Source organism: Streptomyces sp. NPDC096048 (assembly GCF_044763415.1).
Taxonomy (GTDB): domain Bacteria; phylum Actinomycetota; class Actinomycetes; order Streptomycetales; family Streptomycetaceae; genus Streptomyces.
On the sequence record NZ_JBIWGG010000003.1, the window covers coordinates 488,697 to 505,847 of the forward strand.

The following is a 17,151-nucleotide window of genomic DNA, read 5'->3' on the forward strand; positions in this document are numbered from 1 at the left end:
TGGGGGCGGCAGCCCCCAGCAGGGCCAGCACCAACGCCGACCAACAAATCAACGGGCGTACCCTGGGGCACGCCGAAGAATCAAACGCTAGGGAGCCGGTCGTGTCCGCAGTCGCACCCGACGGACGCAAGATGCTGCGCCTGGAGGTCCGTAACAGCCAGACCCCCATCGAGCGCAAGCCCGAGTGGATCAAGACCCGGGCGAAAATGGGCCCCGAGTACACCAAGATGCAGAACCTCGTGAAGAGCGAGGGCCTGCACACCGTCTGCCAGGAAGCCGGCTGCCCCAACATCTACGAGTGCTGGGAGGACCGCGAGGCGACCTTCCTCATCGGCGGCGACCAGTGCACCCGGCGCTGTGACTTCTGCCAGATCGACACCGGCAAGCCCGAGGCGCTCGACCGCGACGAGCCGCGCCGGGTCGGCGAGTCCGTGGTCACCATGGACCTGAACTACGCCACCATCACCGGCGTCGCCCGTGACGACCTGCCGGACGGCGGCGCCTGGCTGTACGCCGAGACGGTGCGCCAGATCCACCAGCAGACGGCTGAGCGCGAGGACGGCCGCACCAAGGTCGAGCTGCTGGCCCCCGACTTCAACGCGGTGCCGGAGCTCCTCCAGGAGGTCTTCGCCTCCCGCCCCGAGGTCTTCGCGCACAACGTCGAGACGGTCCCCCGCATCTTCAAGCGCATCCGCCCCGGCTTCCGCTACGAGCGCTCCCTGAAGGTCATCACCGAGGCCCGCGACTACGGGCTGGTCACCAAGTCCAACCTGATCCTCGGCATGGGCGAGACCCGCGAGGAGATCAGCGAGGCGCTGAAGCAGCTGCACGAGGCCGGCTGCGAGCTGATCACCATCACGCAGTACCTGCGCCCGTCCGTGCGCCACCACCCCGTGGAGCGCTGGGTCAAGCCGCAGGAGTTCGTGGAGCTCCAGCAGGAAGCCGAGCAGATCGGTTTCTCCGGCGTGATGTCGGGCCCGCTGGTGCGGTCCTCGTACCGGGCCGGACGGCTCTACCGGATGGCGATGGAGCAGCGTCACTCCGCCACCGTGTGAATTCACGCACAAGTCGCTACTCGCCAGTAATGGCCGATACGCCGCGGTCCCGACCGTCCTCGCAGATGAGGACACCGGTCGGGGCCGCGGCGCCGTTCCGGCCCCGGGCAACGCGGCTTCATGTCCGTTTGACCGGGGGGTCACGCCCTGGTAACACCAATCAGTGACCCTGAAATCACACCACGTACACCCGTCTCCGTGCCCGGAGCCGTACCGAGGGGGGACCTCCACGATGCAGGCCGCGCCCGTTCGCGCCACCGCCGTTCGCGCCACCGCCATCCCGTCGTTCACCACCGCCCTGCGGGCCGTCGAGTCGCTGCTGATGAGCGGCGGTCAGCGCACCGCCCGGCGCAACGCCTGGACCTCCGTGCTGGAGGACCGCCGCCGCGCCAAGGACCGGATCGAGACGGAGCGCGTACTGCGGCAGTCCGTCACCGGCCGTCCCTGACTCCGCCCCGCCCGCGTCCCCTCCCCCGCGCCGGGCACTGCCGTCGTCGGCGCTTTCGGGGGCACGTAGACTTCGTGCCATGGCGAGGAAGGAACCTGCAGCGGACGCTGCGAATCCCGGGCGACTGAAGCAGATCGCTCTGACCTACAAGATGACCCGCAAGGCCGACAAGAAGATCGGTCTTGTACTCGCGGGTGTCGGCATCGTCGTTTTCGGTGTCCTCCTCGCGATCGGTTTCCTGATCGGTCACCCCATCTATGCCGGCATCCTGGGCGTGCTGCTCGCCTTCCTCGCGACGGCGATCGTCTTCGGTCGCCGGGCCGAGCGGGCGGCCTTCGGACAGATGGAGGGCCAGCCGGGCGCCGCAGCGGCCGTGCTGGACAACATCGGCCGGGGCTGGACGACGACACCCGCGGTGGCGATGAACCGCAACCAGGACGTCGTGCACCGCGCGGTCGGCAAGGCAGGCATCGTGCTGGTGGCGGAGGGCAACCCGAACCGGGTGAAGTCCCTGCTCGCGGCCGAGAAGAAGAAGATGAACCGGATCGTCGCCGACGTGCCCGTGCACGACCTGGTCGTGGGCACCGGCGAGGGCCAGGTCGAGCTGAAGAAGCTGCGCACGACCATGCTCAAGCTCCCCCGCGTCCTGAGCGGCCCGCAGGTCACCGTGACCAACGACCGACTGCGCGCCCTGGGCGACCTGATGAGCAACATGCCGCTGCCCAAGGGCCCGATGCCGAAGGGCATGCGCATGCCCAGGGGCGGAAACCCCAGGCAGCGCTGACCCCGTAGGACTTCGAGACGCCGTTACGGCGAGGGGGGCGCCCGGATCACTCCGGGCGCCCCCCTCGCCGTAACGGCGTACGCGCGCGCCGCCGCGACGGCGTACGCGCGCGCCGCGTCAGATCCGTACTTCCACGGTGCGCGCCAGCCGGTCGTGCAGGCCCCGGCCGTCGCGGTCCCAGATCAGCGCCGGGAGGGCGACGCACAGCAGGACCGAGCGCAGCAGGGCACGCAGCGGGCTCGGGCGGCCCGTGCCCAGGTCCACCACGCGCAGGCCGAAGAGGCGCTTGCCCGGGGTGTAGCCGACCGTGCCGACGGTCAGCACGCTCAGCACGAAGAAGATCAGCAGGGCCCAGTTGCCGGTCGCCTGGCCGTAGCCGTCCGTGATCAGGCCGTATGCGATCAGGAGGCACAGGGCCCAGTCGACGGCCAGCGCGCCGATCCGCCTGCCCGGACGGGCGATCGAGCCGGGTCCCTCCTCGGGCAGACCGAGCTGCTCGCCCCGGTATCCGAGATCGGCGCCGGCCTCTTCGATGGCCGCGCGCGGCCCGGAAAGCCACGATCCGATTGCTTGCCTGTTGTCCACCCGTCCACGGTACTGCGCCCGTATATGACCGGCGGACGGAGGGTGGGCGCGGGGGTCGCGGGGCGGCGTACGGCGGGGTGTGGCGGGCCGGGATGAGGCCTAGGCTGGAACGGAGCCGGTTAACTTCTGCGAAACAAATGGGTCACGCCCGAGAAATCACCCGTCCCTAGGGTCGAGGAAGCGTGTGCCACCCGCACTGGCCGCACGAACGATCTACCACCCCGGCGGGACGGTCGGGAGTAGGAGGAGCTGGATGTTCCAGAACGCCGACGACGTCAAGAAGTACATCGCAGACGAGGACGTCAAGTTCGTCGACGTCCGGTTCTGCGACCTGCCGGGCGTCATGCAGCACTTCACGTTGCCCGCCGCGGCGTTCGACCCCGACGACGAGCAGGCCTTCGACGGCTCCTCGATCCGCGGCTTCCAGGCCATCCACGAGTCGGACATGTCCCTGCGCCCCGACCTGTCCACCGCGCGCGTCGACCCGTTCCGCCGGGACAAGACCCTCAACATCAACTTCTTCATCCACGACCCGATCACGGGCGAGCAGTACTCCCGCGACCCGCGGAACGTGGCGAAGAAGGCCGAGGCCTACCTCGCCTCCACGGGCATCGCCGACACGGCGTTCTTCGGCCCGGAGGCGGAGTTCTACGTCTTCGACTCCGTCCGCTTCGCCACCAGCGCGAACGAGTCCTTCTACCACATCGACTCCGAGGCCGGCGCCTGGAACACCGGTGCCCTGGAGGACAACCGCGGTTACAAGGTCCGCTACAAGGGCGGCTACTTCCCGGTCCCGCCGGTCGACCACTTCGCCGACCTGCGTGCCGAGATCTCCCTGGAGCTGGAGCGGTCCGGCCTCCAGGTCGAGCGCCAGCACCACGAGGTGGGCACCGCCGGCCAGGCCGAGATCAACTACAAGTTCAACACGCTGCTCGCCGCCGCCGACGACCTCCAGCTCTTCAAGTACATCGTGAAGAACGTGGCCTGGAAGAACGGCAAGACGGCGACCTTCATGCCGAAGCCGATCTTCGGTGACAACGGCTCGGGCATGCACGTCCACCAGTCGCTCTGGTCGGGCGGCTCCCCGCTCTTCTACGACGAGCAGGGCTACGCCGGCCTGTCGGACATGGCCCGCTACTACATCGGCGGCATCCTCAAGCACGCCCCGTCGCTGCTGGCCTTCACCAACCCGACGGTGAACTCCTACCACCGCCTGGTGCCGGGCTTCGAGGCGCCGGTGAACCTGGTGTACTCGCAGCGCAACCGCTCGGCCGCGATGCGTATCCCGATCACGGGCTCGAACCCGAAGGCCAAGCGCGTCGAGTTCCGCGCGCCGGACGCCTCCGGCAACCCGTACCTGGCCTTCTCCGCCCTGCTGCTCGCGGGCCTGGACGGCATCAAGAACAAGATCGAGCCGGCCGAGCCGATCGACAAGGACCTCTACGAGCTGGCTCCCGAGGAGCACGCGAACGTGGCGCAGGTCCCGACCTCGCTGGGCGCGGTCCTGGACCGCCTGGAGGCCGACCACGAGTTCCTCCTCCAGGGCGACGTCTTCACGCCGGACCTGATCGAGACGTGGATCGACTTCAAGCGCGCGAACGAGATCGCGCCGCTGCAGCTGCGTCCGCACCCGCACGAGTTCGAGATGTACTTCGACGTGTGATCGACGCCCGGGTCGTCCCGGGTCGTCCGGCGCCCCCGTCTCCTGCTCGTCAGGGGCGGGGGCGCCGTCGTCGGCCCGCCGGCCCGCCGGCCCGTTGGCCCGTTGGCCCGTTGGCCCGTTGGCCCGTTGGCCGAAAAGCTTCACAGAGGGAACGAGGGCCGGGATCATGTTCACTGACACGGTTGTTCGAGTCGGGGGACGGGGAGAGGGACCGGACATGTCCGATCGGGACGAGGAACGCGAGTTCGACATCAAGTGGGCGGACGGTGCCGAGCACAAGGAACCCTCCGCACGCGCCCGGATGCTCGCCGCGCGCTGGAAGGAGAACCCGCCCGGGCCGGTCCCCTTCCGCGCCGACCCCGAGCACGTGGGCTCCGGACGCCGGTCGTCGTGGGTGTCCACGGCGGTGGTGCTGGGCTGCGTGGCCGCGGTGATCGTCCTGTTCGGGTACGCCAACTTCCGGGCGTCCTACTAGATCGTTCAATCGGTAGACCGTTCACCGGGCCGTCCGGCCCGGGACTGTCAGTGGCGTCGGGCAGGATGGCCGTACCGAGGACGCTACGGGCGGGTGGAGGCCGGTATGGGCGACGGGCGGCGGCACATCGGGGCGGCGGAGCGGCGGGACCGGCTCGCGCTGCGGCAGCGGCTGGCGGGACCGTCCCGGGCGGGGAGCCCGGAGGAGGTCGCCGGTTCGCTGGTCGCACTGCACGGCACGGACCCCGCGACCGTGCACCTGGCCGTCGGCGCACGGCTCGCGGACGCGGCGAGGACCGTGGGCGGGACGGAGCGGGCGCTGTACGAGGACGGGACGCTGGTCCGCATGCACGGCATGCGGCACACCGTGTTCGTGTTCCCGATGGAGCTGACCGCGGTCGTGCACGCCTCGACCGGCCTCACCGTCGCCGCCAGGGAGCGGGCCACGCTGCTCAGGAACATGGCGGAGGCCGGAGCCCCGGACGCGGCCTGGCTGACCGAGGTCGAGGAGTCGACCCTGGCCGCGCTGGCCCGGCGCGGCCAGGCGACGGCGACCGAACTGGCCCGGGACGAACCGCGCCTGAAGGAGCAGTTCGTGTACGCGGCCGGGAAGAGCTACGAGGGCGTGCACACCGTCTCCACCCGGCTCCTGAGGGTGCTGGGCGTGGAGGGGAAGGTCGTCCGGGGCCGGCCACTGGGCTCCTGGACGTCCAGCCAGTTCCGCTGGGCGCCGGCGCCCGAGCATCCCCAGCTGGACCCGGCCGAGGCACAGGCGGAGCTGCTGCGGCGGTGGCTGGCGGCGTGCGGGCCGGCGACCGAGGAGGACCTGAAGTGGTGGACGGGGTGGCGCGTGACGGAGGTGCGCCGGGCGCTGGCCGCGATCGGCGCGGAGGCGGTGTCCCTGGACGAGGGCACGGGGTACGTCGTCGCCGGTGACGCCGGTCCGGTCGCCGGGCCCGCGGAACCGTGGGCGGCGCTGCTGCCCGCCCTGGACCCGACGGCGATGGGCTGGCGGCAGCGGGACTGGTACCTCGCGCCCGAGCTGTGGCCGATGCTGTTCGACCGCAGTGGCAACGTGGGGCCGACGGTGTGGTGGAACGGCCGCGTGATCGGCGGCTGGGCCCAGCGGGCCGACGGTGAGATCGTCTGGCGGGTGCTGGACGGCGAGGGAATCGGCAGCGAGGGGACCGGCCGTGAGGCGGCGGCCTCGATCGCGGCGGAGGCGGAGCGGCTGGCGGCCTGGGTGGGACCGACACGGGTGACTCCGCGGTTCCGGACGCCGTTGGAGCGGGAGTTGTCGGCGTGAGCACGCTCATACGGCGCCGGGTGGCACTTCGACGCCGGTCAGCACTTCGGCGCCGGGCCGGATATCTCAGCTCGTCCGGCGTTCGAGGACGAGGCCGTTCAGGCCGACCGGGGGTCCGGGAGCGGCAGACCCCGGGGACGGCGACAGCGGCGCCGGACGCCGAAGACCAACGGCACCCGGCGCCACCACTCACCGCGAGTACCGCATCAGCGCCCGCACCATGTGGCACGTCGTGTCCGACGGCGGGTGGACGCCGATCGTCTCCGCGGCGCTCCGTATCCTCTCGTTGCGCGCCTGGTTCGGCAGGTAGACGCCGGAGTCGAGCAGGGCGATGGCGAGCCGCATCGCCTTGAGCCGGCGGTTGTGCGTGACGTACCACTCGCGGGGGCGGCCCGCCGGTAGCGGACGCTTCTCCACGGGTTCGTAGGGCAGGTCGAGCAGGACGGGCCGCTTGGCGGTGGACTGGGTGGGCAACGGCTTCGGCTTCAGTGCGGCAGCGGGCACGGGCATCCTCCTGTCGCGGTCAGGGCGCCGTCCGGACCTCCCGGCGACACCCTCGAACACTGCTTCTATTTTACCGCCCACCACTGACAAAAGCCCCTGGCCACAAGGGCTTTCGGGGTCACTGTGGCGCACGGGGTGAACGGGTTTTCCGCACCCTCGGGACCCTCGGGCTACCGTGTCGGCATGGAGATCTGGATCAACCCGGCCTGTTCGAAGTGCCGCAGCGCGGTCAGCCTCCTCGACGCCGAGGGTGCCGACTACACCGTCCGCCGCTATCTGGAGGACGTGCCGAGCGAGGACGAGATCCGCGAGGTGCTCACCCGTCTCGGTCTGGAACCGTGGGACATCACGCGCACCCAGGAGGCCGCGGCCAAGGAACTGGGCCTGAAGGACTGGCCCCGTGACGCGGCGTCACGCGACCGCTGGGTCACGGCGCTCGCCGAGCACCCGAAGCTGATCCAGCGCCCGATCATCACGGCGGACGACGGAACGGCCGTCGTGGGCCGCACCGATGAGGCGGTCCGGGACGCTTTGTCCCGTTAGGAAACGCCTTGTCGGGCGCCGGGACTCAGAGCTGTCCGCGCTGTTACCCTGCGCCGCCATGACCCACGATGATCAAGAAAAGCAGCACGGACCGTACGGGCAGCACGGACCCTACGAGCAGCACGGGCAACACGCTCAGCACGGGCAGCACGCTCGGTACGGCCCGTACGGCCCCGCGGCAGCCGCGGCGGCGCCCTGGACGGCCGAGCAGCACCGCATACGCAGACGCCGCCGCACCCGGACGGCGGTTCTCGCGGCGACCGGCGGCGTCCTCGTCGCGGCCGTCGTTGCCGGCACCCTGATGTACACGGGCGACGGCGACGGTGACGACCGGGCAGCCGGGCCGCCGCCCGCCCCCGCGACCGCCACGGCCGCCGCCGATCCCTCCGTCACCGCCGCCCTGCCCTCGCTGCTCGCCCGCCCGGTCGTGCGCCCGGAGCAGGCCTTCCCGGAGACGAACGTGCGGCTGTCCGACGGCTCCCGGTACAAGCGCGTCGACCTGGCCACGACCACCGAGTGCGCCCAGGGCACGTCACCGCGGCTCGCGGCCCTGATCGAGCAGGGCGAGGGCTGCCTGCGGCTCACCGCGGCCCTGTTCACGGACGCCGAGCGGCGCTCGCAGGTGAGCGTGACCGTGGCGAGCTTCGCGCGCGCGGAGGACGCCGGGTCGGTCTTCGCGATGGCCGCCATGGATCCGGTGACGTACCAGACGATCTCGCTCGACCCGCCGCCCGAGGCGGGGCTGCCGACGGTGCCGCCCGGGTCGGCCGGCGTGTTCAAGCGGCTGATGACCGTACGGTCGGTGGTGTTCGCGAACGGCCAGTGGGGCGACGGGTCGGAGACCGGGGAGGCGGAGCTCACCCGGCAGACGGAGGGCCTGCTCCAGTACGTCAACGACCACGTGGTGGCGTACGAACAGGGCGGGGTGTGACGCAGGTTACCTGTGCGCATCGATCCGACCGCTGAGCAACTGCGTTCGGTATCTCGTACATAGCGGCGTACGCTCCCCTACCTCTTTTGGAGGCGCGCATGTCGCGCAGGAGAACTCTCGGCACGAAGAAGAAGATCGCGCTGCTGGTCAGCGCGGCGGCGGTGGCCGGCGGTGGGGCGTTCGTGGCGGCGAACGCCTCGAACGCCTCGGAGGCCGGCCAGAACGCCCGGACGAAGGCCGCCCAGGACTCCTCTGTCTGCCAGGGCCTGGCCACCGCGCTCGGCAACAACCAGCGCTTCATCGAGGGTCAGCGGGCCGATCCCGACGCCCAGTCGGAGGCCCGGATCGCCAACCGCGAGGCGGTCATCGCGGAGATCGGACGCAAGCAGGAGGCCTCCGGGTGCGCGGTCGGGGAGTCGGCTCAGGACTCCCAGGCCCCGCAGCCGCCGCAGGACGGCCAGGAAGCAGGCCAGGACACCGGGCAGGAGGCCGGCCGGGAAACAGGGCAGGAGGCCGAGGACCAGGTTGGGGACCAGGCCGGAGGTGCCGCGCAGGCCGGTGAGCAGGTATGCGACGGCTCCACCGTCACCGTCTCCGGCGAAGGCGGCGCCCCTGCCGCGTCCAGCAACGAGTTCCCGGTGGGCACCAGACTCAAGGTGACCAACCTCGACAACGACAAGTCCACGACGGTGGAGGTCGATTCCGTCTCGGGAAGCTGCGTACTGCTCAACAACTCGGCGTTCGAACAGGTCCGGGAGCAGGGCAAGTTCCTGATCCGGCGGGCGTTGATCGAGAAGGTGGGCTGAGGCTCAGCCGCCTGACGGAGCGTGGGAGTCCCGGAGGCGGCGGCCCAGTTCGGGATGCGCGGCAGGTAGGCCGCCTTGAACCGGGCGAAGCACTGGGCCGGGTCCAGGAGGAACAGGCGGCGTGCCCGGTCGGGCGCGTGCGGGGCGTGGTGCAGGGCGATCCAGGCGCCGCAGCCGGCGCGGTCGGCGCGGTCGGCGACCGTACGGGGGTGGCGGTCGCCGGCCGGCGTGTGCGGCGGGTGCGGGACGAGCGGGAGTTGAAGGCAATCGCCTCCTTCCCGACCGGCGTACGGGAGGCGGCGGCCGAGGGCGGGCGGGCATCTTGAGATACGCGCCACACCGACCCCCGGTAACACGGGGTTCACATACGGGCAACGGACGGGAAATCGCCTGTTGACACGCTGCACGGCAGTAGACGCGGCGCCCAGTGCCGCAGCGCCGCAGCACCCGCGAATGCGCCCAGACCCACCCCGAAGGATGTGGCCCCGTGACCTTCAAGGCTGAGTACATCTGGATCGACGGCACCGAGCCGACGGCCAAACTCCGTTCCAAGACGAAGATCATCACGGACGCCCCCGCGGGCCTGGACGCCCTGCCGATCTGGGGCTTCGACGGCTCCTCCACCAACCAGGCCGAGGGCAGCTCCTCGGACTGCGTGCTCAGGCCGGTCTTCTCCTGCCCCGACCCGCTCCGCGGCGGCGACGACATCCTGGTGCTGTGCGAGGTCCTGGACACGGACATGACGCCGCACCCGAGCAACACCCGCGCCGCGCTGGCCGAGCTGTCCGAGCGCTTCGCCGCGCAGGAGCCGATCTTCGGCATCGAGCAGGAGTACACCTTCTTCAAGGGCGCCCGCCCGCTCGGCTTCCCCGAGGGCGGCTTCCCGGCCGCGCAGGGCGGCTACTACTGCGGTGTCGGCTCGGACGAGATCTTCGGCCGTGACGTCGTCGAGGCGCACCTGGAGAACTGCCTGAAGGCCGGTCTCGGCATCTCCGGCATCAACGCCGAGGTCATGCCGGGACAGTGGGAGTTCCAGGTCGGCCCGCTGGCGCCGCTGGAGGTCTCCGACCAGCTGTGGGTGGCCCGCTGGCTGCTCTACCGCACGGCCGAGGACTTCGAGGTCTCCGCCACCCTCGACCCCAAGCCGGTCAAGGGCGACTGGAACGGCGCGGGCGCGCACACCAACTTCTCCACCAAGGCGATGCGCGAGGGCTACGACGCGATCATCACCGCCTGCGAGTCGCTCGGCGAGGGCTCCAAGCCGCTCGACCACGTCAAGAACTACGGCGCCGGCATCGACGACCGCCTCACCGGCCTGCACGAGACCGCCCCGTGGAACGAGTACTCCTACGGAGTCTCCGACCGCGGTGCCTCGGTCCGCATCCCGTGGCAGGTCGAGAAGGACGGCAAGGGCTACATCGAGGACCGCCGTCCGAACGCCAACGTCGACCCGTACGTGGTGACCCGCCTGCTGGTGGACACCTGCTGCACGGCGCTGGAGAAGGCCGGCCAGGTCTGATCCGCCCCGCCCCCGCTTCGCCCGGAGGGGCGTCCACCGCGACGGTGGGCGCCCCTTCGCGCTGCCCCGGGAACCGCGCGATCGCGTTGTCGGTGGTGCATGGCACTGTGGGGGCATGGAGACCGACGGAGACCTCGCCATCAAGGTCGAGACGGAGAACCGGCAGACGCACGCACGCGTTCCGGCGGCCCGGCTGCGCGAGCTGGTGACGCGGATCGGCGGTACCGGCGACCGGTTCCTGGTCGTCCAGCGGATACCGGACATCCCTGACGTGTTCGCACAGGTGTGGCACGAGGAAGGCGGGGACTACCGGCTGGAGTACCGGGCCGCCGAGCACCTCTTCTTCGGGACGGATCTCGATGACCCCGGCCGGGTGGCGGACCTCCTGACCGGCTGGGCGCGCGAGCGGCCCGGCTGGGACACCGGCGTCGCATGGGAGCCGATCGATCCCGGGCCGCGGGAGGAGATCCCGGAACTGCCGGACGACGTCCGGGAGAAGGTCGAGCAGCGGGTGCGGGAGCGGCTGCGCTGCGGTTACGACAGCCGGCCGGCCCTGGCCGAGATCGCCGAGGATCACCTGGTCGGCGGCGAGCACGGCGAACGGCCGGTGTCGAAGGACCAGGCACGGCGGCTCGTGGACCGGCTGTGGCTGGAGCGGCTGGCGGAGCAGGAGGCGTGGGGCGACGGGACCACCGACCCCGACCGGCTCACCCGGGCCTTCGGGACCCTGGAGGCCGCCGGCGTCACCGCCCGGGAGAACTTCACCTGCTGCCGCGGCTGCGGCACGACCGAGATAGGCGCCGAGCGCGAGGGAGCACGGGGCTTCGTCTTCTTCCACCAGCAGAGCACGGAGGGCGCGGCCGAAGGGTACGGACTCGCCCTGCACTACGGCGGTTTCGACGGCTTGGAGGACACGACCACCGCGGTCGGCCACGAGGTCGTGGCGGCCTGCACGGCAGCCGGACTCTCCACGGAGTGGAACGGCGATCCGGGCAAGGCCATCACCGTGACACCGCTGGACTGGCGCAAACGCCTGGTGGGATGACCGGTACGGCGTCGGCCCCACGCCAGGAGCGGCGTCCACGCAGTGAGAGGGGCCTCCTGCGGTGGGCCGGTCTCCGCTTCCATGGGCCCATGGTCGGCTTCCGGAAGATCGCAGCGACGGGTCGCCACAACCTCGAGCCCTTCTGGCCGTCCCGTCAGCACGACGACTTCGACCGGGTGTGTTGCCGCGCGACGACCGCGCCGGCCCGCTAGAAGCCGTACACCCGGGCCTTCGGCCGGCGCGCACGACGTACGTCTCCGCGACGCGCCCGATCACCGACTCGCGCCCGTCGCCCCTCCCGACGAACCTCTCGCGCGAAAGAGCTGACGTCTCATGGCGACCACCCGTTCCCTGACCACCGTCCCCCTCGACTCCCCCAGTCCTGCCACCGCCCTCGCCGGATCCGGCGCTTCCCGGCACCGGTTGCGTGCCGTCGACCGGGACGAGGTGGTGGACATCGCGGACCTCCTGTCGCCCGAACTGCTCGCGCACCTCGTCGCGCACCCCCACCGGGTGCACACCCGAGACCGGCTGGTCACCACCGTGTGGAGGTACGGACACGTCGGCGACGGCCGCACCGTCGACGTGCAGCGTCGCCCGGCTGCGCCGCAAGCTGGGCGCCGAACACCGGCGGACGATCCAGACCGTGCGCCGCGTCGGTCACAAGTACACGCCGCCCACCGGACGCTGAACCGCCGCCGCCTCTGCTGACGGCAGACCGGTGTTCCCTCCGGCCACAGCGCCGGGCACAGTGATCCGCATGAGGCTACTGGTGCTGGGCGGTACGGAGTTCGTGGGGCGGGCCGTGGTGGAGGCGGCGCTCGGACGCGGCTGGGAGGTGACCGTCTTCCACCGAGGCCGGCACGCGGCGCCGCCCGGGGTGCGGTCGCTGCACGGCGACCGCACCGAGCCCGACGGGCTCACCGCCCTGTCGGACGGCACGTGGGACGCCGTCGTCGACACCTGGTCGGCGGCGCCCGGCGCCGTGCGGGACGCGGCGCGGCTGCTGCGGGGCCGCGCCGGCCGGTACGTGTACGTGTCGAGCTGCTCGGTGTACGCCTGGGCCCCGCCCGCCGGGTACACCGAGGACGCCCCGCTCGTCGACGGCGCCTCGGCGGACGCCGGTCAGACCGACTACGCCCGGGACAAGCGGGGCGCCGAGCTGGCCGTCCTGGACGCCTTCGGCGCGGACCGCTCGGTACTCGTCAGGGCCGGGCTGATCCTCGGCCCGTACGAGAACATCGGGCGGCTGCCTTGGTGGCTGAACCGCGTCGCACGCGGCGGGCCGGTGCTCGCGCCGGGCCCACGGGACCTCCCCCTCCAGTACGTCGACGTCCGCGACCTCGCCGACTGGGCCCTCGGAGCGGTCGAGCAGGAGCTGAGCGGACCGTACAACCTGGTCTCCCCGCCGGGGCACACCACCATGGGTGCCCTGCTCGACGCCTGCGCGACGGCCACGGGCAGCACGCCCGAACTGCGCTGGACCGCCCCCGAAACCGTCCTCGCCGCCGGCATCGAGCCGTGGGGGCAACTGCCCGTGTGGACACCGCCCGGCAGCGACCTGCACGACGCCCTGCACAGCGCGGACGTGTCCCGGGCGCTGGCGACGGGCCTGCGCTGTCGGCCGGTCGGCGCCACCGTCACCGACACCTGGGCCTGGCTGCGGAGCATCGGCGGCACGGCGCCCCGGCGCCCGGACCGGCCGCCGGTCGGCCTGGACCCGGAGACGGAGGCGAAGGTGCTCGCGGCCGACGGCGGCCGGCCCGGCGAGGGTGTACCTGGCACCACCCCCTGACCGGGGGGCCGGGCCCAGTGCCCCGCACCGACGCCTCCGGAAGACTGACGGCATGAACATCGAGACGAAGAGCGACGACCGGCACCGGCACCCCGTCCGGACGACACGGACGCGGAACGTGGCACTGGCGGCCGTGCGGGGACTCGCACTCGCACTGATCTCCCTGATCGGCTCGGTGCTGTGCTTCAGCCTGACCCTCGTCTCGATCGCCCTCGTCCCGATCGGCATCGGCCTCGTCACCACTCCGTGGGTGCTCACGGGCGTGCGGGCGTTCGCCGACCGGCGCCGGCTGCTCGCCGCCGAGTGGGGCGGGGTGCGGATCCAGCGGGCGTACCGGCCGCTGCCCGAGAACGCCAATCCGTGGGCGCGCACCTTCGGGATGCTCGGTGACCCGGCGACCTGGCGGGACTTCCTGTGGCTGCCGGTCGACATGACGGCGGGCTTCACCACCGCGCTGCTGGCCTTCGTGCTGCCGCTGTACCCGTTGGAGGGGTTCGCGATCGCGGCCGGGCTGTGGCGGGTCCTGCCCGACGGGTACTGGTACGGCTTCGTCCGGGTCACCGACCAGACCTCGGCCTTCTACGCCGCGGGCCTCGGCGCCGGGCTCCTCCTCGCCGCCCTCTGGCTCACCCCTCGCCTGCTGCACGCCCACTTCCGGCTCACCGGCGCGATCCTCGGCTCCGGCCAGGGCCGGCTCGCCGAGCGGGTACGCGTACTGACCGAGACCCGCCGTGACGCCGTGGACACCTCCGCCGCCGAACTGCGCCGCATCGAGCGCGACCTGCACGACGGGGCGCAGGCCCGGCTGGTCGCCATGGGCATGGACCTGGGCACCATCGAGGCACTGCTGGAGAAGAACCCGGAGAAGGCCCGCGAACTGCTCGCACAGGCCCGTCAGTCCTCCGCCGACGCCCTGACCGAACTGCGCGAACTCGTACGCGGCATCCACCCGCCGGTGCTCGCCGAACGCGGCCTGGGCGACGCCGTACGGGCCCTGGCACTGCGGTTGCCCGTCACCGTCGAGGTCGAGGTCGACCTGCCCGGCCGCGCGGAGGCGCCCGTGGAGGCGGCCGGATACTTCGCGGTCAGCGAGATCCTCACCAACGCCGTGAAGCACTCCGGCGCCGACCGGATCTGGATCGACGTGCACCACACCGAGGGGCATCTGCGCATCGCCGTCACCGACAACGGCAAGGGCGGCGCGGTGACCGGCGCGGGGTCGGGCCTGGCCGGGGTGGAACGCCGACTCGGTACATTCGACGGCGTCCTGGCCGTCAGCTCGCCCGTCGGCGGCCCCACCATGGTCACCATGGAGATCCCTTGCGCGTTGTCCTAGCCGAAGACCTGTTCCTGCTGCGGGACGGACTGGTCCGGCTCCTGGAGGCCCACGGCTTCGAGATCGTCGCGGCCGTCGAGACCGGCCCCGAGCTGTCCCGGGCGCTGGCCGAACTGGAGCCGGACGTCGCCGTGGTCGACGTACGCCTGCCGCCCACGCTGACCGACGAGGGGCTGCAGTGCGCGCTGGAGGCACGCCGCGAGCGGCCGGGGCTGCCGGTCCTGGTCCTGTCCCAGCACGTGGAGCAGTTGTACGCACGTGAGCTGCTCGCCGACGGCAGCGGCGGGGTGGGGTACCTGCTCAAGGACCGGGTCTTCGACGCGGAGCGGTTCGTGGACGCCGTACGGCGGGTCGCGGCGGGCGGTACGGCGATGGACCCGCAGGTCATCCAGCAACTGCTCAGCCGGCGTGCGGCGGAGGACCGGCCGCTGGAGCGGCTGACGCCCCGGGAGCTGGAGGTGCTGGAGCTGATGGCGCAAGGGAGGACCAACGCGGCGATCGCCGGCAAGCTCGTCGTGACGGAGCGGGCGATCGCGAAACACACGGCGAACATCTTCGCCAAGCTGAGCCTTGAGGTCTCGGACGACGACAACCGTCGGGTACTGGCCGTTCTGGCGTATCTGGACCGCGGCCGCTGACCGGGTCGCCGATCCCACCCGTCCCACAGGACCCAGCAATTTCCGAGACGAGTGAACACCCCTGGGACGGCCTCCGTATGGAAGGGAGCCGCTTCACTCCTGTCGGGCGCCCTCGATGCCCCGCAAGGAAGTCAGAGGAGTTCCATGGGACGCAACACAAGAAAACGCCGTACGCCACTGGCCACCAAGGTCGTAGCCGGGGCGGCGGCCCTGGCGGTCGGCGGGGGCGGGCTGGTCTGGGCCAACTTCTACGCCTCGGCGCACGAGGAGAATCCGCGACACGACCGGACCAGGTCCGCGGGTGCCCAGATCGCCACGATCCAGTGCCCCGACGTCGGGCAGAACCTGCGGAACGTGCCGAAGGGCGCACGCGCCGGTGTCGACCAGGAGCTGGCCAAGCTCGACAAGCAGATCACCGAGGCGTACGCCCGCCTCGCGTCGACCCGCCGGGACCAGGCGGGAGACGCCGGGTTCGTCCAGAACGCGATTCTCGGTCCGCTGAAGTCCAAGCGGACCGCGGCCCTCGACCGCATCGGGATCAACATCCGGCGGGTCGGGGGCAGTGCTCCCGACGGGCTGGACCGCTTCGCCGAGTGCAAGGGAATGGTGGCCGACCAGCCCAACGGCGGCGACGGCGGCAACGGCCAGGACGGCCAGGACGGCCAGAACAACGGTGGCCAGGACAACGGCCAGGACCAAGGCCAGAACCAGGGCGACAACGGCAACGGGGCCGCGGGTCCCTTCGCCGATGACTTCGTCGACATCAACGACGTCCAGCCCAACTCCCGGGACCTGGAGAACGGGCTGGCCGCCAACGGGGAGGACGGGTCCACGGGTTCCTTCACCACTGACTGCGGTGTCAACGAGAACAACCTGTTCAACAGCGACAACCTGATCGTCGCCCCGGGCGTCGACAACGGCGCGCACCACACGCACGACTACGTCGGCAACCAGGACAACGACGCGTTCTCCAGCGACGAGGACCTGGCGGGCGCCGAGACGTCGTGCCAGAACCAGGGCGACAAGTCCACCTACTACTGGCCGGTGCTCCGTCTCCAGGACGGCACCCAGGAGTTCGACGCGGGCGACCTGGGCGGTGGCGCCGAGGGCAACGTCGGCAAGATCCTCAAGGCCGCACAGGCGGAGATCAAGTTCGTGGGCAACAAGCGGAGCGACGTCGTCGCGATGCCCAGGTTCCTGCGCATCATCACCGGTGACGCCAAGGCCTTCACCAACGGTGTCGCCAACGCCAACAGCTCGTTCAGCTGTACCGGCTTCGAGGACCGGCAGGTGACGGACAAGTACGTGCTCTGCCCGGAGGGCAGCCAGGTCGTGCGCACGTCCAACTTCCAGAGCTGCTGGGACGGCCAGAACATCGACAGCGCCAACCACCGCGACCACGTGGCCTTCGTCCAGCAGGACGGCAGCTGCCCGAACGGCTTCCAGGCCATTCCCCAGCTGCAGGTCCGTCTGGTGTACGACGTGCCCACCCCGACCGTCGAGAACGGTCAGGTGCGGAACCCGTACGCCGTGGACGGCTTCCCCGAGCAGTTGCACAAGCCGATCACCGATCACAACGACTTCATCAACGTCATGGACGACGACCTGATGAACGAGGTGGTCGACTGCATCAACAGCGGCGAGGACTGCCAGTAGTCCACGCGGCGCCCCACTGAGAGGGCCGGTGACGGAAACCCGTCACCGGCCCTCTTCGCCGTC

Annotated in this window: 17 protein-coding genes and 1 pseudogene; 16 read left to right on the forward strand and 2 right to left on the reverse strand. The window is 71.2% G+C overall.

Going from position 1 to position 17,151, the window contains the following annotated elements; genetic code table 11:
* Positions 1-101: 101 nt before the first annotated feature.
* The 3 genes from lipA to ACIQ6R_RS10165 all read left to right on the forward strand — a co-directional run bounded on the left by lipA (position 102) and on the right by ACIQ6R_RS10165 (position 2,287).
* On the forward strand, positions 102-1,055 hold the full coding sequence (lipA, locus tag ACIQ6R_RS10155; protein ID WP_404174549.1) for a lipoyl synthase: 954 nt from the start codon (positions 102-104) through the stop codon (positions 1,053-1,055).
* Positions 1,056-1,287: 232 nt separating this feature from the next.
* Positions 1,288-1,503 (forward strand): hypothetical protein, encoded by a 216-nt coding sequence (locus ACIQ6R_RS10160; RefSeq protein ID WP_404220087.1) that lies wholly within the window; start codon positions 1,288-1,290, stop codon positions 1,501-1,503.
* Positions 1,504-1,582: 79 nt separating this feature from the next.
* On the forward strand, positions 1,583-2,287 hold the full coding sequence (locus tag ACIQ6R_RS10165; protein WP_404174552.1) for a DUF4191 domain-containing protein: 705 nt from the start codon (positions 1,583-1,585) through the stop codon (positions 2,285-2,287).
* A gap of 117 nt (positions 2,288-2,404) precedes the next feature.
* On the opposite strand, the gene ACIQ6R_RS10170 is transcribed toward ACIQ6R_RS10165, so the two are convergent.
* Positions 2,405-2,872: an RDD family protein gene (locus ACIQ6R_RS10170; RefSeq protein ID WP_404174555.1), complete on the reverse strand. Its 468-nt coding sequence runs from the start codon at positions 2,870-2,872 to the stop codon at positions 2,405-2,407.
* Positions 2,873-3,125: 253 nt separating this feature from the next.
* Between ACIQ6R_RS10170 and glnA the strand changes: the two genes are divergently transcribed.
* The 3 genes from glnA to ACIQ6R_RS10185 all read left to right on the forward strand — a co-directional run bounded on the left by glnA (position 3,126) and on the right by ACIQ6R_RS10185 (position 6,315).
* The gene (gene glnA / locus ACIQ6R_RS10175; RefSeq protein ID WP_404174558.1) at positions 3,126-4,535 is read left to right on the forward strand and encodes a type I glutamate--ammonia ligase; all 1,410 of its coding nucleotides are present in this window, start codon (positions 3,126-3,128) and stop codon (positions 4,533-4,535) included.
* A gap of 217 nt (positions 4,536-4,752) precedes the next feature.
* Positions 4,753-5,010 carry a hypothetical protein gene (locus ACIQ6R_RS10180; RefSeq protein WP_404174559.1) on the forward strand — a complete coding sequence of 86 codons (258 nt, stop codon included), beginning with the start codon at positions 4,753-4,755 and terminating at the stop codon, positions 5,008-5,010.
* Between the two features lie 105 nt (positions 5,011-5,115).
* Positions 5,116-6,315 carry a winged helix DNA-binding domain-containing protein gene (locus ACIQ6R_RS10185; RefSeq protein WP_404220089.1) on the forward strand — a complete coding sequence of 400 codons (1,200 nt, stop codon included), beginning with the start codon at positions 5,116-5,118 and terminating at the stop codon, positions 6,313-6,315.
* A 189-nt stretch (positions 6,316-6,504) separates the two neighbouring features.
* Here the strand turns inward: ACIQ6R_RS10185 and ACIQ6R_RS10190 are convergent, their stop codons facing one another.
* Positions 6,505-6,819 carry a hypothetical protein gene (locus ACIQ6R_RS10190; RefSeq protein WP_055417700.1) on the reverse strand — a complete coding sequence of 105 codons (315 nt, stop codon included), beginning with the start codon at positions 6,817-6,819 and terminating at the stop codon, positions 6,505-6,507.
* Positions 6,820-7,002: 183 nt separating this feature from the next.
* On the opposite strand from ACIQ6R_RS10190, the gene ACIQ6R_RS10195 reads away from it, so the two are divergent.
* The 10 genes and pseudogenes from ACIQ6R_RS10195 (at position 7,003) to ACIQ6R_RS10240 (ending at position 17,088) form a co-directional block, all read left to right on the forward strand.
* Complete coding sequence (locus tag ACIQ6R_RS10195; RefSeq protein WP_404174564.1) at positions 7,003-7,362, forward strand: arsenate reductase family protein; 360 nt, start codon at positions 7,003-7,005, stop codon at positions 7,360-7,362.
* A gap of 58 nt (positions 7,363-7,420) precedes the next feature.
* Positions 7,421-8,293, forward strand: coding sequence for a hypothetical protein (locus ACIQ6R_RS10200; protein WP_404220091.1), 873 nt, complete (start codon positions 7,421-7,423; stop codon positions 8,291-8,293).
* 98 nt (positions 8,294-8,391) lie between these two features.
* Positions 8,392-9,099: a hypothetical protein gene (locus ACIQ6R_RS10205; protein WP_404220093.1), complete on the forward strand. Its 708-nt coding sequence runs from the start codon at positions 8,392-8,394 to the stop codon at positions 9,097-9,099.
* 487 nt (positions 9,100-9,586) lie between these two features.
* Entirely contained in the window at positions 9,587-10,618 is a 1,032-nt protein-coding gene (glnII, locus tag ACIQ6R_RS10210; protein WP_404220095.1) for a glutamine synthetase, read from the forward strand.
* A gap of 115 nt (positions 10,619-10,733) precedes the next feature.
* Positions 10,734-11,663 (forward strand): DUF6891 domain-containing protein, encoded by a 930-nt coding sequence (locus ACIQ6R_RS10215; RefSeq protein ID WP_404220097.1) that lies wholly within the window; start codon positions 10,734-10,736, stop codon positions 11,661-11,663.
* Positions 11,664-11,996: 333 nt separating this feature from the next.
* Positions 11,997-12,354: pseudogene (locus ACIQ6R_RS10220) on the forward strand (helix-turn-helix domain-containing protein).
* Positions 12,355-12,423: 69 nt separating this feature from the next.
* Positions 12,424-13,458 carry an SDR family oxidoreductase gene (locus ACIQ6R_RS10225; protein ID WP_404220099.1) on the forward strand — a complete coding sequence of 345 codons (1,035 nt, stop codon included), beginning with the start codon at positions 12,424-12,426 and terminating at the stop codon, positions 13,456-13,458.
* A gap of 52 nt (positions 13,459-13,510) precedes the next feature.
* The gene (locus tag ACIQ6R_RS10230) at positions 13,511-14,794 is read left to right on the forward strand and encodes a sensor histidine kinase (protein WP_404174581.1); all 1,284 of its coding nucleotides are present in this window, start codon (positions 13,511-13,513) and stop codon (positions 14,792-14,794) included.
* On the forward strand, positions 14,779-15,432 hold the full coding sequence (locus ACIQ6R_RS10235; protein ID WP_404174584.1) for a response regulator: 654 nt from the start codon (positions 14,779-14,781) through the stop codon (positions 15,430-15,432). Before ACIQ6R_RS10230 ends, ACIQ6R_RS10235 begins: the two co-directional genes overlap by 16 nt.
* A 144-nt stretch (positions 15,433-15,576) precedes the next feature.
* Positions 15,577-17,088: a DUF1996 domain-containing protein gene (locus tag ACIQ6R_RS10240; RefSeq protein ID WP_404220101.1), complete on the forward strand. Its 1,512-nt coding sequence runs from the start codon at positions 15,577-15,579 to the stop codon at positions 17,086-17,088.
* Positions 17,089-17,151 lie beyond the last annotated feature (63 nt).